Origin of the sequence: Halorubrum sp. SD626R (assembly GCF_001261915.1) — an archaeon.
In the GTDB taxonomy this organism is placed as follows: Archaea; Halobacteriota; Halobacteria; order Halobacteriales; family Haloferacaceae; genus Halorubrum.
In genome coordinates, this window is sequence record NZ_CVRT01000051.1 from 32,123 (window position 1) to 47,514 (window position 15,392).

Annotated in this window: 12 protein-coding genes; 7 read left to right on the plus strand and 5 right to left on the minus strand. The window is 70.5% G+C overall.

The window, feature by feature from the left end; translation table 11 throughout:
- Positions 1-7: 7 nt before the first annotated feature.
- From SD626R_RS04480 to SD626R_RS04490, 3 genes are all read left to right on the plus strand, one after another.
- A complete protein-coding gene (locus SD626R_RS04480; protein ID WP_092564068.1) occupies positions 8-2,701 on the plus strand; it encodes a GAF domain-containing protein in 2,694 nt (897 codons plus the stop codon).
- A gap of 111 nt (positions 2,702-2,812) precedes the next feature.
- Positions 2,813-3,130: a helix-turn-helix domain-containing protein gene (locus tag SD626R_RS04485; protein WP_092564071.1), complete on the plus strand. Its 318-nt coding sequence runs from the start codon at positions 2,813-2,815 to the stop codon at positions 3,128-3,130.
- Between the two features lie 77 nt (positions 3,131-3,207).
- Positions 3,208-4,518 (plus strand): tRNA (N(6)-L-threonylcarbamoyladenosine(37)-C(2))-methylthiotransferase, encoded by a 1,311-nt coding sequence (locus tag SD626R_RS04490; RefSeq protein WP_092564074.1) that lies wholly within the window; start codon positions 3,208-3,210, stop codon positions 4,516-4,518.
- A 39-nt stretch (positions 4,519-4,557) separates the two neighbouring features.
- Here the strand turns inward: SD626R_RS04490 and SD626R_RS04495 are convergent, their stop codons facing one another.
- Positions 4,558-6,612, minus strand: coding sequence for an AMP-dependent synthetase/ligase (locus SD626R_RS04495; RefSeq protein ID WP_092564077.1), 2,055 nt, complete (start codon positions 6,610-6,612; stop codon positions 4,558-4,560).
- A 105-nt stretch (positions 6,613-6,717) separates the two neighbouring features.
- Between SD626R_RS04495 and SD626R_RS04500 the strand changes: the two genes are divergently transcribed.
- Entirely contained in the window at positions 6,718-8,664 is a 1,947-nt protein-coding gene (locus tag SD626R_RS04500) for a helicase C-terminal domain-containing protein (RefSeq protein ID WP_092564080.1), read from the plus strand.
- Positions 8,665-8,949: 285 nt separating this feature from the next.
- A complete protein-coding gene (locus SD626R_RS04505; RefSeq protein WP_092564083.1) occupies positions 8,950-9,141 on the plus strand; it encodes a DUF7317 family protein in 192 nt (63 codons plus the stop codon).
- 623 nt (positions 9,142-9,764) lie between these two features.
- On the opposite strand, the gene SD626R_RS04510 is transcribed toward SD626R_RS04505, so the two are convergent.
- Positions 9,765-10,871 (minus strand): 60S ribosomal export protein NMD3, encoded by a 1,107-nt coding sequence (locus SD626R_RS04510; protein WP_092564086.1) that lies wholly within the window; start codon positions 10,869-10,871, stop codon positions 9,765-9,767.
- Between the two features lie 124 nt (positions 10,872-10,995).
- On the opposite strand from SD626R_RS04510, the gene SD626R_RS04515 reads away from it, so the two are divergent.
- Positions 10,996-11,349: a DNA-binding protein gene (locus tag SD626R_RS04515; protein WP_092564089.1), complete on the plus strand. Its 354-nt coding sequence runs from the start codon at positions 10,996-10,998 to the stop codon at positions 11,347-11,349.
- Positions 11,350-11,943 carry a DUF7411 family protein gene (locus SD626R_RS04520; protein WP_092564092.1) on the plus strand — a complete coding sequence of 198 codons (594 nt, stop codon included), beginning with the start codon at positions 11,350-11,352 and terminating at the stop codon, positions 11,941-11,943.
- Between the two features lie 32 nt (positions 11,944-11,975).
- Here the strand turns inward: SD626R_RS04520 and SD626R_RS04525 are convergent, their stop codons facing one another.
- From SD626R_RS04525 to SD626R_RS04535, 3 genes are all read right to left on the minus strand, one after another.
- Complete coding sequence (locus SD626R_RS04525; protein ID WP_092564095.1) at positions 11,976-13,256, minus strand: DHH family phosphoesterase; 1,281 nt, start codon at positions 13,254-13,256, stop codon at positions 11,976-11,978.
- A gap of 77 nt (positions 13,257-13,333) precedes the next feature.
- Positions 13,334-13,798 carry a universal stress protein gene (locus SD626R_RS04530; RefSeq protein WP_092564098.1) on the minus strand — a complete coding sequence of 155 codons (465 nt, stop codon included), beginning with the start codon at positions 13,796-13,798 and terminating at the stop codon, positions 13,334-13,336.
- A gap of 626 nt (positions 13,799-14,424) precedes the next feature.
- A partial coding sequence (locus SD626R_RS04535) for an aconitase family protein (protein ID WP_255310060.1) occupies positions 14,425-15,392 on the minus strand: 968 nt, incomplete at its 5' end.

Here is a 15,392-nt window from a genome sequence, read left to right on the forward strand (position 1 = left end):
GGCACGCATGGACACCGCTTCGGGGGACGCCGCTTCGGGGACCGGCGGCGACTGCCCCGATGCCGACGCATTCCGCGGATCCGATCCGGCCGGCGGCGGTCCCCGACGGGTGCTCTTCGTCGACGACGAGCCCGGCGCCGCCGACCTCGCGGCGACCCACGTCGAGCGGCTGGTCGAGGGCATCGAGACGGTCACGTTCACCGCCCCCGACGACGCGCTCGCGGCGGTCGAGACGGAGCGCGTCGACTGCGTCGTCAGCGACTTCGACATGCCGGGCAGCGACGGGCTCGAACTGCTCACCGACATCCGCGATGTCGACCCCGGGATCCCGTTCGTGCTGTTCACCGGGAAGGGCTCCGAGGAGATCGCCAGCGAGGCTATCTCCGCCGGCGTGACGGACTACCTCCAGAAGGGCGCCGGCCGGGACCGGTACGAGATGCTCGCGAACAGCGTCGTGAACGCGCTGGAGCGGCGCCGGGCCGAGCGGGACCTCCGCGAGGTGAACGCGAAGGTGACCGCGCTCCACGAGTTCGCGACGGACGTCGCCGCCTGCGAGCGCGTCGACGACGTGTTCGAGCGGACCGTCGCCGCGGCCGAGAGCGTCTTGGAGTTCGACCGGTGCGTCACGGCCCGCCGCGAGGGGGACCTGCTCGTCCCCGCGGCGCTCTCCGAGAGCGTCACCGACGACGAGGTCCGCGCGTTCGAGGTCGGCCAGGGGGTCGCCGGCACCACGGCCGCTGAGGGGCGGACGATGGTCGTCGACAACGTCAGCGTCGACCCCGCCGATCCGGACCAGTTGGAGGACCCGGAGAACTGCGACCGCCCGGGCGCGGATCCCTCCGGCGACCCCGACCGACTCGACGGTTCTGACCCCCTCGACGACCCCGACCGAGCCGACGGGAGCGCGGTCGCCGAACCGGTCGTCGACGACGTCCGCTCGGCGATCAGCGTTCCGATCGGATCGTACGGCGTGTTACAGGCCCTCTCCGACGGATACGCCGCGTTCGACGACGGCGACGTCGAGTTCGCGGAGCTGCTGGCCGCCCACGCGGCCGACGCGATCGAACAGATCGAGACGGAGAACGCGCTGCGGGCCGAGCGCGACCGACTGACGGCCTTGTTCGACGACCTCCCGCTGCCGGCCGCGAGGACGGTCGCGCTCGGCGACGGCGAGCGTCGCCTCGACGCCACGAACGAGGCGTTCGAGCGGACGTTCGGCTACTCGACGGCCGACCACGGCTACCGCGAGATCCGCGAGGGGATCATTCCGGAGGACGCCGACCCCCCCGATCCCGAGACGATCCTCGACGCGGAGGAGACGCCCCGCCTCGAGGTGCGCCGCCGCACGACCGACGGGCTCAGGGACTTCATCCTACACGTGATCCCCGTGCGACGCCCGGTGGAGACGGTCGTCTACAGCGTCTACGCCGACATCGGCGAGCAGAAGCGGGTCGAGCGAACCCTCCGTCGCCTCCACGAGACGACACGCGAGATGTTCCGCGGCGAGGACCGCGACGAGCTCGCCGAGCTCGCGACGCGGGCCGCGATCGACATCCTCGAGTTCCCGAGCAGCGGCGTCCGGCTGTACGACCCCGACGCGGGGAAGCTGCTGCCGACCGCCATCAGCGAGGAGGCGACCGCCGCGCTGGGCGAACGCCCCGCGTTCGGTCCCGGAGACGGTCGGGTCTGGGAGGCGTTCGAGACCGGCGAGCTGATCCGCGTCGACGACCTCGACGACGTCGACACCTCGGTCGGCTACGGCGACCACCGGAGCCTGCTCGTCGTCCCGCTGGGCGACCACGGCGTCATGCCGCTCGGCTCCGTCGAACCGGGGTTCTTCGACGACACGGCGACGCAGCTGGCGCGGGTGCTGGCGGCCAACGTCACCGTGGCGCTCGACGGCGCCGAGCGCACGGCGCAGCTCCGGGACCGCGACGACGCGCTCCAGCGCGAGATCGACCGACTGGAGAAGTTCGCCGGGCTCGTCTCTCACGACCTCCGGAGCCCGCTCAACGTCGCCGACGGCCGGCTCGAACTCGCGCGGGAGTTCGTCGACGACCCGGACGCGCTCGACGAGATCGATCGGGTCGGCGACGCCCACGACCGAATGAGCCAGCTCATCGACGACCTCCTGGCGCTGGCGCGACAGGGCCGGACCGTCGACGACCTCGAATCGGTCGACCTCGCCGAGGCGGCGGCGACCGCGTGGCGCACCGTCGACACCGCCGGCGCGACGCTCGACGCGCCCGACGGGTCGGTCACGGTCGACGCCGACCCGGAGCGGCTCCGGACGCTCTTGGAGAATCTGTTCGCGAACAGCGTGGAACACGGTTCCACGAACAGTCGGGCGGAGCCCGACGACAGCGTGGAGCACGGCTCCACTGACAGCCGGACGAAGTCCGGCGATAGCATGGAGCACGGCTCGACCAGCGGCCGGGCGCAACCCGACGACGATCCGGCCGACGCCGGTCCCGGCGTCACCGTCACGGTCGCCGCGCTCCCGGACGGGTTCGCCGTCGCGGACGACGGCGACGGGTTCGATATCGACCCCGAGGAGGCGCTCGAATACGGGACCTCGAACGACCCGCGCGGCACCGGGTTCGGACTCGCGATCGTCCGCGAGATCGCGGCCGCCCACGGGTGGACGCTCTCGGTCGACGACGCGGACGGAGCGCGGTTCGAGTTCCGCACCGACGGGTAACGGCGCACCGCGGCGACGCGCTCAACTTCATATATAAAACAACGGGGAGCTGTGCGGGGAGAGTACACACCCGGGCCACGGTTATACCCGACTCGCCCGTGTAAACAAGGTATGGACGACAGTGCCCGCGAGCTGCTCGCGCCGCTCCCGCCGAGCGCCAAACTGGTCTACTACGTTCTCGACGAGGAGGGCCGGTTCGACCAGACCGGGCTCGCCGAGGAGACGCGTCTCTCCACCCGAACCGTCCGGTTCGCTGTCGAGAAGCTCACCGAGGTCGGACTCGTCGAGGAGGGGCTCTGCCCCCGCGACGCCCGGCGATCGGTGTACGCGGCGGTTCCCGAGTCGGAGCGCTCCGGTGACGCAGAGCCGGAGGCCGCCTCGGAGCCCGACGCCGAGGCCCCCACGGCGGCCGCGGTCGCCGAGGACTGAGGACGCCGTCACCGAATCCTCACACCGCCCCCGATCCGTCGCGCTTTTGCCCGCGGGACCGGTAGTGAGCCCACCCGATGGCGACGTATCACATCGAAACTTACGGCTGCAGTTCGAACCGGGGTGAGAGCCGGGAGATAGAGCGCGCGCTCCGCGACGGCGGCCACCGCCCGGCCGACGGCCCCGAGGACGCCGACGTCGCCATCCTCAACACCTGCACGGTCGTCGAGAAGACGGAGCGGAACATGCTCCGCCGCGCCGAGGAACTCGAAGAGACGGCGGCCGACCTCGTCGTCACCGGCTGTATGGCGCTCGCTCAGGGCGAGACGTTCGAGGAGGCCGGCGTCGACGCCGAGATCCTCCACTGGGACGAGGTGCCCTCGTACGCGCTCAACGGCGAGTGCCCGACGACCACGCCCGACGCCGAGCCGGTCCTCGACGGCGTGGTCGGCCTCCTCCCCATCGCGCGCGGCTGCATGAGCAACTGCTCGTACTGCATCACGAAGTTCGCGACAGGGCGGGTCGACTCTCCTCCGGTCGAGGAGAACGTCGAGAAGGCGCGGGCCTTGGTCCACGCCGGCGCGAAGGAGATCCGCGTCACCGGGCAGGACACCGGCGTCTACGGCTGGGACGACGGCAAGCGCAAGCTCCCGGAGCTCCTCGACCGCATCTGCGACATCGACGGCGAGTTCCGGGTTCGCCTCGGCATGGCGAACCCCGGCGGCATCCACGGCATCCACGAGGAGCTGGCCGAGGTGTTCGCCGGGAACGAGGAGCTGTACGACTTCATCCACGCGCCGGTCCAGTCCGGCTCCGACGACGTGCTCGACGACATGCGCCGGCAGCACCGCGTCGACAAGTTCCGTGAAGTCGTCGCGACGTTCGACGACCGGCTCGACCACTGGACGCTCTCGACCGACTTCATCGTCGGCTTCCCCACCGAGGACGAGGCCGACCACGAGCGGTCGATGGAGCTCCTCGCCGAGGTCCGCCCAGAGAAGATCAACGTCACCCGCTTCTCGAAGCGCCCCGGCACCGACGCCGCCGACATGAAGGGGCTCGGCGGGACGGTCAAGAAGGAGCGCTCGAAGGCGATGTCGGAGCTGAAGATGGAGGTCGTCGCCGAGGCGTACGAGTCGATGGTCGGCGAGACGTTCGAGGTCCTCGTCGTCGAGGAGGGGACCGGCGACTCGGTGAAGTGCCGGGACTCCGCCTACCGGCAGATCATCGTCCAGAACGCGACCGAACGCGGGGTCGAGGTGGGTGACTTCCTCACCGTCGAGGTGACCGGCCACAACACCGTCTACGCCTTCGGCGATCCGGTCGGCGAGACGCGGTCCAGTCCCGCCGGCGTCGACGAGGCGGGAGCGGTCCCGAGCGACGACTGACCGGGCGACGAGCGAACGGCGACCCGCCGACCGCGCCGATCAGGACTCCGCGTAGATCATCTCGACCTCCTCGGCGAACCGGTCGAGGATGTTCCGCCGCTTCTTTTTCATCGTCGGCGTGAGTAGGTCGTTCGCCTCGGTGAACTCCTCCTCGACGAGCCGGAACCGCTTGATGCGCTCGTACGGCTCGAACGCCTCGTTGACGCGGTCGACCTCCTCCCCGATTCGCTTGCGGACCCGGTCGTCGCGGCAGACCGCCTTCCGGTCGTCGGGGAGGCCGATCCCGTTGTCGTCCGCCCACGCCGCCACCCGCTCGAAGTTCGGGACGATCAGCGCGGAGACGAACTTCCGGCCGTCGCCGAGCACGACGCACCCCTCGACGAACTCGTTGGCGGCGAACCGGTCCTCGATCGGTCCCGGCGCGACGTTCTTCCCGGTCGAGAGCACAAGTAGCTGCTTGGCGCGCTCGCGGAAGGCGACGTACCCGTCCGGCCGGAGTCGGACGATGTCGCCCGTGCGGAACCACGGCGCGTCGGGGTCGCCGCCGCGCTCCGCCGGCGGCGCGCCCGCGAAGACGACGCCCTCGGGAAGCCGGTCGGGCGCCGCGAACGCCTCGGCGGTCGCCTCCGGCCGGTTCCAGTAGCCGTCGGTCACCTGCGGGCCGCGGACGAGCAGCTCGCCGGCGTCGCCCGCGAGGTCGGGGGCCCCCTCGCCGACGACCGTGCCGTCGACCGCGACCTCGGTATCGGCGACGGGCGGCCCGATGGTTCCGACCCTCGGCTCCTCGGGCGGGTTGACGCTGATCACCGGCGAGGTCTCCGTGAGTCCGTAGCCCTCTAAGATCGGCAGGTCCATCGCATGGTACAGCGCGCACAGCTCGGCCGACAGCGACCCGCCGCCCGAGATGAAGAAGTCGACCTCGCCGCCGAGCGCCTCCCGGACCGACGAGAACACGAGCCGGTCGGCGACCGCGCGCTTCGCGTCGAGCAGCGCGCCGGGGTCGTCCGTCTCGTGGTGGGCCCGCCCGACGTCGACCGCCCACTCGAAGATCCGCGCTTTCACCGGCGACTCGCCCGCCTGCTCGCGGATCGCGTCGTACAGCTTCTCGTAGACGCGCGGGACGCTGGTCGTCGTCGTCGGCCGCACCAGCCCGAAGTCCTCGCGGAGCGTGTCCGGGCTCTCGGCGTACCCCACCGTCGCGCCCGCGGCGAACATCATGTAGTGGCCCGCCATGCGCTCGAAGACGTGCGCGAGCGGGAGGAACGAGAGCGTGGTCGACTCGGCGGAGATCCCCGGCACGTCGGGGTCGCGGTCCGGGCGGTCGGCGAACCGTCGGTAACACTGCGTGACGTTCTCCCGGAAGTTCGCGTGGGTCAGCCGGACGCCCTTCGGCTTCCCGGTCGTCCCGGAGGTGTAGATGAGGCTCGCGAGGTCGTCGGTATCGCTCGCGTCGAGCCATCCCTCGTACTCCTCCTCGGCGAAGGCGTCGGCGCCAAGCTCGTGGACTTCGCCGAGAGTGTACACGTCGTCGACGCCGAGGGCGGCGTCGCCGTCACCGCCGAAGTCGAGTTCGCCCGCGTCCACGTCGTCGAACGAGACGACCGCGTCGAGGTCGCGCGAGAGGTCGCCGGCGACGGCGAGCACCTCGTCCAAGCGGTCGCGGTCCCCGACGACGACGACCGTCGCGCCGGGGTCCTCCAGCAGATACCGCACCTGGCTCGGCGACGAGGAGGCGTAGACTGTCGTCACGACCGCGCCCGCGGCCAGCGCCGCGAAGTCGGTCTGAGCCCACTCCATCCGGGTCTGCGCGTAGAGCGCCACGCGGGTGTCGCCGTCGACGCCGAGCTCGCGGAACCCCGCGGCGAGCCGGCGGACGACACCGCGCATCTCGTCGTAGGTGAGCCCGGCGTACTCGCCGTCGGGCGCGGCCGGGAGGACGCCCTCGGCGACCAGCGACCGGTCGCGGATCCCGCCCTTATACCGCTGTGCGAGCCGGTCGGCGTTGCGCTCGGCGGACCGCTCGAAGGTGCGCGGGAGCGTCTCCCGGGCGACGACTTCGTCCGCGAACGCCCGCTCCGCCTCCCGCCAGTGCATACCTCTCCGACCCGCCGGAACGTAATAAACGGCCGGGTAGTTTCGAGTTCACTCGGGGGTGCCGGAACGCGAGGGTTTAATCCCGGGAGGGGGCGAGGGACCCCTGTGGACCCCGACCGGATCCCCGGCGAGTTCCCCGCCCCGAGCTTCCGCGGCGCGCAGGAGCGCGCGCTCGCGGACGTCCGCGATGCGTTCGCCACCGGCAACGACGTGGTGCTGGTGCGCGCGCCGACCGGGAGCGGGAAGTCGCTGCTCGCGCGGGCGGTGATGGGCGCGGCCGCGACGGTCGACGAGACGGCGCCGAGCGAGGCGACGGGCGCCTACTACACGACCCCGCAGGTGTCGCAGATCGACGATGTCGAGGCCGACGACCTCCTCGACGACCTGGCGGTCATTCGGGGGAAGTCGAACTACGACTGCATCCTCCCGGGCGAGCACGACACGCCGGTCAACCGCGCGCCCTGCGTCCGCCAGCAGGGGTTCGACTGCTCGGTGAAACACCGGTGTCCGTACTTCTCCGATCGCGCCATCGCCTCCGGGAACCGCTACGCCGCGATGACCCTGGCGTACTTCATGCGCACCGCCGGGTCGGAGGTGTTCCGCAAGCGCGACGTCGTCGTGATCGACGAGGCGCACGGGCTCGCCGAGTGGGCGGAGATGTACGCGACGATCGAGCTCTCGCCCGAGCGCGTCCCCGTCTGGGAGGACGTGAGCGTCCCCGATGTCGAGGCCGACGCCGGCCCGGAGGAGGACGCGCTCGACCGCACCGCCCGCTTCGTCGCCTCCCTCCGCGACGTCGCGAAGCGGGCGAAAGACGAGCTGACGGGTCGCCCCGAACTCGACCGCGAAGAGGTGGCGCGCCGCGACCGCCTCCAAGAGCTGACCAGCGAGCTCGGGTGGTTCCTAGAGGACTACCGCGACCTCGACTCGCCCACGACGTGGGTCGTCGACCAGTCCGGCGGAGAGGGGTCACCGATCGCGATCAAGCCGCTGGACCCGGCCCGCTACCTCCGGCACACGGTGTGGGACCGCGGGAACCGGTTCGCGCTGCTGTCGGCCACCATCCTCTCGAAGGAGGCGTTCTGCCGCGGGATCGGCCTCGACCCGTCGACCGTCGCGCTCGTCGACGTCGAGCACACGTTCCCGCTGGAGCACCGCCCGCTGTACGACGTGACGCGCGGATCGATGACGTACGAGGACCGCGACGAGACGGTGCCGGAGATCGCCCGCCTGATCGTCCGGCTGATGGCCGAACACCCGGACGAGAAGGGATTGATTCACGCGCACTCGTACGACATCGCCGGGCGGCTCACGGAGCTGCTGGGCGAGTTCGGCGTCGCCGCGCGCGTCCGGCGTCACGACCGGGAGAACCGCGACGCGGAGCTCTCGGCGTGGAAGGCGAGCGACGACCCGGAGGTGTTCGTCTCCGTGAAGATGGAGGAGGCGCTGGACCTGAAGGGCGGCCTCTGCCGCTGGCAGGTCGTGTGTAAGGCGCCGTATCGTAACACCAACGACTCCCGCGTCGCCCGGCGCCTCGCCGACGACCAGTGGGCCTGGTACCACCGGACCGCGCTGCGAACCGTGATCCAGGCGTGCGGCCGCGTCGTCCGGTCGCCCGACGACTACGGGGCGACGTACCTCGCGGACGACTCCCTGCTGGACCTCTTCGACAGGGCGCAGGCCGATACGCCGCCGTGGTTCCGGGATCAGATCGACGCGATGACGACGCCCGACCTCCCCGACTTCGACCCCGCTGCCGCGCTCGCCGGGATCGACGCCGACCCGTCCGGTCCCTCACGAGCGGGACGGGGGCGCGCGGGCGGATCCGGGCGCGGCGAGCGCGGCGGCTCCGCCTCGTCGAAATCCGCGGGCTCCGCGAGCGGTCGGACCGACGCGACGGGATCGAGCGGCGGGACCGAGTCCGGCGGCGGCACCGAGTCCGGCGGCGGCACCGAGTCCGGCGGCGGCACCGGAGAGACGCGGACGCGCTCGGAGGCCGACGCCGAGAAGCGGGAGGACCACCCGCTCTCCGACGTCTGGGGCGACGGCTGAGACGGCGCGCCACACGGGGCGCCGGATCGTGCTATCGGCGCCTACAGCAGCGTGATTCCCCAGGCGGCCATGGAGCTCACCATGAGGAACGCGAAGAACAGCGCGAAGATCTGTTGTCTGTTCATACCTCCCGTGCGCCACAGAGCAGCATAATTCCTGCGGGCCGTCGCCGGTAGTGGTTATACACCGCTCGACTGATCGATCGTCAATATATATCGTATAAGGTGTATCAGGAACCTCGATCAATTAGTAACCTTCATAAACCTTCACGCGTCTACTGGATGTATGGCAACGAAGGGCCTCTCGAGTGCGCTGACGCTGTACGGTGCGCGAACGCTGACACTCTCTCAGGCGGCCGCACAGGCGGGGCTTAGCGAAGCCGAGTTCATCGACCAGTTGGAGCGCCGCGGCATCGAAGTGACCGAGTCGGAGCGCGCCGCCGCGCTCGGGAACGAGTCGACCGCTCGCGCCGACTGATCGACGGCGACGCACGGAATCGCGGAGCTTGATTTTTCGAATCTGATTTTCTGCCGTTCCATAGAACTATCCTCGCTGAGACGTCGGCCACAGAACGATGCGCCTCGATCGAGAGCGCGGTACGCGTGTCAGCACGGTTGCTTGGTCGTTTAGACGCCGGATCGAAGTGTCGCGGTCTGTAATTTACAAGCGATCGGCGGCTCTGCGGTGAACACCGCCAAAGCCCCAGTCGCGATGACTCGCGTGGCTCGCTGCGCGCTTCAGTCGCTCGCGACGCCCGTTCCTTCCAGTGTCGCCGGCGACTTCGCCGCCGGCTGCTCGTGGCGCGTAGCGCCACGCTGCTTGCGTCGCCAAGCGTCGTCCTTCCGAGAGACCTCGTCTCTCGTCTTCCCGCTTGCTCCGCTCCCGGGAATCGCGACTGCCCGTTTGAGTCCCACCCCGCACCGCTCCGCGCGGCACCTCTCACCTCCCCAACCTCGCCGCGGTCGCCGGGGGCGACCGCGGGCTCCCTCGCGCGTGCGACTTCGCGGCCGATGGCCGCTCGTCGGCACGCGCCACCGCGCGGCTTTTTCACTGGCTATCGCCTCCCACGGTTGCGTCAGTGAGTGAGCGACGCCGCCGGACTACTTCTCGGGGACGAGGTGGACCTCGCCGCCGTGCTCGAACGCGAGGACGCTGTCGGCGTCGCCGTCGACGAAGTCGGGGTTCGGCACCGTCTTCGCCTCGTATGTGACCGGGTCGAGCACCTGGATTGCGTTCTCGTCCTCCACCGTCACGACCGTCGTCTCCGCGGCGTCGTCCCGGGTGCCGAGCCGGGTCGCGTCGGGCGCCTCCGCCTCCGAGAACTCGGAGACGTACGCCTCGCCCGTCGCGAGCCGGACGCCCCGCAGGCGTCCGGAAACGCCCGTGACCAAGACGGGGCCGTCGCCGTCCTCGGGGTCGATGATCTCGCCCTCGGCGTACCGGGGGAGCCGGACCGCGAACGTCACCCGGTACACCTCGTTGCCGTCGCCGTCCTCGGTGACGAGCGTCGGGTACGACTCGAAGCTCCCGCCGAGCGCGTCGGTGATCCGCGTCGCGACGTTCTGCGCGAGCCGGTTCGAGGAGAGCTTGATGTCGGGGCCGTCGTCGGTCTCTTTCACCTCCGTGACGAACGCCTCGCGGTCGCCGTCGGCCTCCTGGGCCGCGACGTACGACTCGGCGATGTCGAGCGCCTCGGCGCGCTCCGCGGCCGTCAGATCGCGCTCGTCGGCGCGCACTTGGACCGTCCCGGCGTAGTAGCCGCCGGCGATCCGCCCGCAGCGGTCGCAGGTCCCCCGCGAGATTTTGACCGGGACGGTGACCTCGGCGGAGCGGAGCGTCCCGCGGACGACGCCGGAGAACCGGCAGTGCATCCGGACGTTGTTCTCGTCGACCTGCTCGGGCTTGACGCCCCACTCGACCTCCTCGGCGTCGACGTGGACGCCGAGCGCCTCGGCCACCTCGTCGACGGCGACGTCGGTGTAGTCGCGCGCGCCGACGTCGCGCCACGACTCGCCGCGCCGGACCGCGCCGCAGCCGGAACAGACCAGCACCTCGATCCGGTCGGGCGCGTCGACGAGATCGAAGTCCTCGAAGTAGCAGTCGTCGCAAAGCAGCGCGTCCCGTCCGCGCGGCTCGCCGGGGAGCGGCTCGCGCCGCTCCGGAACCGAACCGCCGCACCGCGGACAGAACTCCCGCGACTCGCTCATTGCAGGCCGCTACGCCTAGGAGCCGTTTAAGCGGCGCGGACCGGCCTCGATCGCACCCCGCCGGGGGCGCTTCCGGCCCGATCCCTCCGAAATCGTTTTTCGCGCGGACCGTGAAGGACCTCGTATGAGCGAGAACCCCGACGACGAACGGCTGGAGGAACTGCGAGAGAAGAAGATGGAGGAGCTCCGCGAGCGCCAGCAGGGCGGCGGCGGCGACGCGGAGGCCCAGCGCGAGGCGCAGGAGCGCGCCGACGCCCAGCAGGAGGCCGTGCTCAAACAGTACCTCACGGACGGCGCGCGCCAGCGGCTCAACGCGGTCGCGATGTCGAAGCCGGAGTTCGGCGAGAAGGTGAAACAGCAGGTCGCGGCGCTCGCGCAGAGCGGTCGGATCCAGGGACAGATCGACGAGGACCAGATGCGCGACCTCCTGAAGGAACTCCAGCCCGACCAGCAGAGCTTCGACATCCAGCGGCGATAGATGGAGCTCGCGCTGCTGTACAGCGGGGGGAAAGACTCCTCGCTCGCCGCCCACCTGCTCGACCGGTTCTACGACGTGCGCTGCGTCACCGGGAGCTTCGGGCTCACCGACGACTGGGAACACGCCGAGCGGGCGGCCGCGGAGCTCGGATTCCCCTTCGAGCGCGTCGAGCTCGACCCCGAGGTCGCCGAGGAGGCGGCGGAGACGATGCTCGCCGACGGCTACCCCCGAAACGGGATCCAGCGCGTCCACGAGCACGCGTTAGAGGCGATCGCGGAGCGGGAGGTCGACGCGGTCGCCGACGGCACCCGCCGGGACGACCGGGTGCCGACGGTCTCGCGGGCGCAGGCGCAGAGCCTGGAGGACCGCCACGGCGTCGACTACATCTCCCCGCTGTCGGGGTTCGGGCGCCACGCCGTCGACCGCCTCGTCGAGGAGACGTTCGACGTCCAGCAGGGTCCGAGCGAGGAGGTGCCGAAGGCCGACTACGAGGACGAGCTCCGGACGCTCATCGCCGAGGAGCACGGCGCGGCGACCGTCGACGACGTGTTCCCGGCCCACGACCAGACGTACGTCCACGGCCGGAACGATTAGGCGGGCGCCCGCTCCGCCTCGCCCGCCGACGCTCAGTCGTCCGTCTTTTCGTCGCTCCCGTCCGTCTCCTCGTCGCCGTCGTCCGCGGCCGCGACCTCCTCGGCGACCGCCTCGAAGGCGGCGAGGATGACCCGCTTGCAGGCCTGCCCCTCGGTCGTCCAGTGCTGCGCGTAGTCGAGCATGTCGTCGTAGATCTCCGGCTTGCAACCGGCGGCCTGCGGGTGACCGCCGCCGTTGACCCGTCCGGCGACCTCGTGGGCGTACTGGAACTCCTCCGAGCCGCGGATCGACGCCGAACCGGCGGGCTTGACGATCACCGCGGCGTCGGCGCCGGCCTCGCGGAGCGCCTCCGCGACCTCGTTCTGCGAGCACCGGCCGTACGTCACCGCGACGGTCCACGCGCCGACCTCGTGGGTCACCGCGCGGTCGACGGCGGCGTCGACCCGTGCCTCCTTCTCGACGCGGCGGTCGGCGACGAACGCCTCGACGGTTTCCGGGAGGTCGGCGCCGTGCGCGCCAACGACCGTCGCGTACTCCTCGCCGCCGGCCCAGTAGGAGTAGTCGGCGAGGTCGTCCGAGCGCGGGTCCTCCTTGATCCAGAGGTCGTGGTCGCGCGTCACGGCCGCCAGCTCGGCCCACCGGTCGTCGAACGCGTGGTCGAGCGAGCGCAGCGTCACGTCGGCGGTGCACTCCCCGTCGGACTCGCCGACCACGAGGTCGACGCCGAGCTCCCGGACCGCCGCCGCCGTCTCCTCGTCCCACTGGTGGTGGTCGAACCAGCGGATCGAGCCGGCTTCCTCCGCGAGCGCCTCTAACGGCTCCGCGATCCACTCGTAGTCGTCGGGACAGAGGTCACAGACGAACAGGTCGACGTCGTCGTCGGCGTACGCGAGCACGCGTTCGAGCGAGGTGTCGAGCGAGTACGGGCCCGCCGAGACCAGTCCGACCGGCGAGCGCGCGTGGGCGTCGGCGGTGGGGTCGTCCGCGTCAGTGTCTTCGAACTCCTTCGCGTCGTCCCCCCCGTCTTCCGTGTCGCTCTCGGCATCGCCCTCCGCGAGCCGCGCCGCGATGGCCGCCTCGAAGTCGGCGACGTCGAGGGCGGCGTCGTACGCCTCGCGGACCATCGCCGCGCAGGCGAGGCCGTCGGCGTCGCCGTCGGCGATCACGACCGCCTCGCTCCCCTCGATCGCCTCCTTCGCCCGCCGTTCGGCGCGCTCCTCGTCCAGCGAGTCCGGGTAGAAGAAGCCCTTGCCGGGCAGCCGCGTGTACCGCGAGCGGGGGATCCCCGCCTCGTCGATGAGGTCGTCGTCCATACCGTCGGGCCGAGCGGGAGCGGGAAAACTCCGCCGTTCTCGGGCGGTCGAACGGCGCGACCCCGCGTCGCGAGCCCTCAGACCGTCGTCCGTCGCGGGTCCTCGTCGGTGAGCTGGCGGACGGTGAGTACGGGGACGGGACAGGTGCGCACGACGCGCTCCGCGACGGAGCCGATGAGGAACCGATTTTCTCCGTGTCGCCCGCGCGTCCCCATCGCCACGATGCCGGCGCCGATGTCCTGGGCGTAGTCGGAAATCTCGGCGGCCGGCCGACCCTCGCGCACCTCGGCCGTCACGTTCAGCCTCGGGTCGCGCGTCGCCGCGGCGTCGGAGACCTGTTCGAGCGCCGACTCGCCGTGGTCGTCGAGGGCGTCGCGGAGGTCGTCGCGGACCTCGTCGGGCGTGGACTCGACCTCGCCGCTGTCGACGACGTAGACGGCGTGGACCTCGGCGTCGAAGCGCGCGGCGACGTCGACCGCGACATCGACCGCTCGGCGCACGCTCTCCGAGCCGTCGGTCGCGACCACGATCGTATCGAACATACTCCTCCGTTCGCCGAGGCGATAGTTAAAAACAGGCGGTCGGTTGCAGCGATGCGACGATGTGAACCGAAAGCGGAGCGACGACCGCATTTATTACTGATCGAGGCAGGTGCGGTGGCGCGTGCCGACGAGCAGCCGTCAGGCTGCGAGTCGCACGCGCGAGGGACGCGGCGACCGTAGGGAGCCGCGAGGCTGGGGAGGTGTGAGGTGCGTGTGCGGTGCGGTCGGGCGGGACTCAAAGGGGCAGCCGCGAGGACGAGTTAGGCGACGAAAGCACCACAGGGAGGGAGCGAAAGCGACCGACCGAGGAGCGCAGCGAGCGTAACTCGTCCTCGCGGCTGGGGCTTTGGAAATGTTCGTCGCAGAGCCGATATCAACAACGTATCGCCAAGCGGCTGGGGCTTTGGAGGTGTTTACCGCGAGAGTGTCGATCACGTATAACCAGCTGACGGCAACACCACTCGATCGCATATAAATGACTCCTCAGCCACCGTACGATACCCACTCCGGCTCTCGCTCACATCGATATCGGCGGCACTCCGGCGATCCGCACAACCACAGCTACGAGAAGGATGCGTCGAAAAATGCGAGAAATCGAACCGCTCGTCGGTCGCGGAACAGCGCGCTCAGTCGTCGGCCGGCGCCGCGCCGGAGCCGCCGTCGGCGTGCTGCTGTTTGACCCACGAGAGCTTGCCGCCGGCCGCGAGGATGTCGCGCTCGCGCTCGGAGGCGTCGAGGTCGGCGGTGAACTCCCACTCGCCGTTGACGCTCACGGTGAACTCCTCCTGGCCGGAGGCGACGCCCGCGGGCACGTCGTCGACGATCGCAAGGTCGTCACCCTGCTCGATCTTCTCGTACGTCTCCGCGTCGATCGCGAGCGGGACGATACCGAAGTTGAACAGGTTCGCCTTGTGGATGCGGGCGAAGCTCTGCGCGAAGACCGCCTCGATACCGAGGTACATCGGACAGAGGGCGGCGTGCTCGCGCGAGGAGCCCTGCCCGTAGTTCTCGCCGGCCACGAGGACGCCGCCGTCGGCGTCGAGGGCGCGCTGCGCGAAGGTGTCGTCGACGCGCGAGAGTGTGAACTCGGAGAGCTTCTCGATGTTCGAGCGGAACTTGAGGATGTCCGCCGTCGCCGGGATGATGTGGTCGGTGGTGATGTTGTCCTCCATCTTGAGGAGGGCTTCACCGCCGTCCACGTCGATGTCGTCTTTCAGCGGGACGTCACCGATGTTCGGGCCCTTGACGAGGCCGTCGTCGATCGCCTCGTCGGGCGAGATGATGTCGGAGTCGGACTCGCCCATGCCGGGCCCGTACTTCGTCCCCATCTCCAGGCCGGGCGCTTCGAGGTCGCCGAGGTCGTCCGCGAGGTCGCGGGGGTCGACGATCTCGCCGGTGATGGCCGCCGCGGTGGCGACCTCCGGCGAGCAGAGGAAGACGGAGTCGTCCTCGATGCCGGAGCGGCCCTCGAAGTTGCGGTTGAAGGTGCGCAGCGAGACGGAGTCGGAGGCGGGCACGTGACCGATACCGATACACGCGCCGCAGGTCGCCTCGGAGAAGTTGACGCCGGCCGCCATCATCTCCGCGGTCCAGC

What these genes read in the sequence shown, in the direction of transcription:
- SD626R_RS04480 (WP_092564068.1), top strand. Translation starts at nt 8, where the DNA reads ATGGACACCGCTTCGGGGGACGCCGCTTCGGGGACCGGCGGCGACTGC.
- SD626R_RS04485 (WP_092564071.1), top strand. Translation starts at nt 2,813, where the DNA reads ATGGACGACAGTGCCCGCGAGCTGCTCGCGCCGCTCCCGCCGAGCGCC.
- SD626R_RS04490 (WP_092564074.1), top strand. Translation starts at nt 3,208, where the DNA reads ATGGCGACGTATCACATCGAAACTTACGGCTGCAGTTCGAACCGGGGT.
- SD626R_RS04495 (WP_092564077.1), bottom strand. Translation starts at nt 6,612, where the DNA reads ATGCACTGGCGGGAGGCGGAGCGGGCGTTCGCGGACGAAGTCGTCGCC.
- SD626R_RS04505 (WP_092564083.1), top strand. Translation starts at nt 8,950, where the DNA reads ATGGCAACGAAGGGCCTCTCGAGTGCGCTGACGCTGTACGGTGCGCGA.
- SD626R_RS04510 (WP_092564086.1), bottom strand. Translation starts at nt 10,871, where the DNA reads ATGAGCGAGTCGCGGGAGTTCTGTCCGCGGTGCGGCGGTTCGGTTCCG.
- SD626R_RS04515 (WP_092564089.1), top strand. Translation starts at nt 10,996, where the DNA reads ATGAGCGAGAACCCCGACGACGAACGGCTGGAGGAACTGCGAGAGAAG.
- SD626R_RS04520 (WP_092564092.1), top strand. Translation starts at nt 11,350, where the DNA reads ATGGAGCTCGCGCTGCTGTACAGCGGGGGGAAAGACTCCTCGCTCGCC.
- SD626R_RS04525 (WP_092564095.1), bottom strand. Translation starts at nt 13,256, where the DNA reads ATGGACGACGACCTCATCGACGAGGCGGGGATCCCCCGCTCGCGGTAC.
- SD626R_RS04530 (WP_092564098.1), bottom strand. Translation starts at nt 13,798, where the DNA reads ATGTTCGATACGATCGTGGTCGCGACCGACGGCTCGGAGAGCGTGCGC.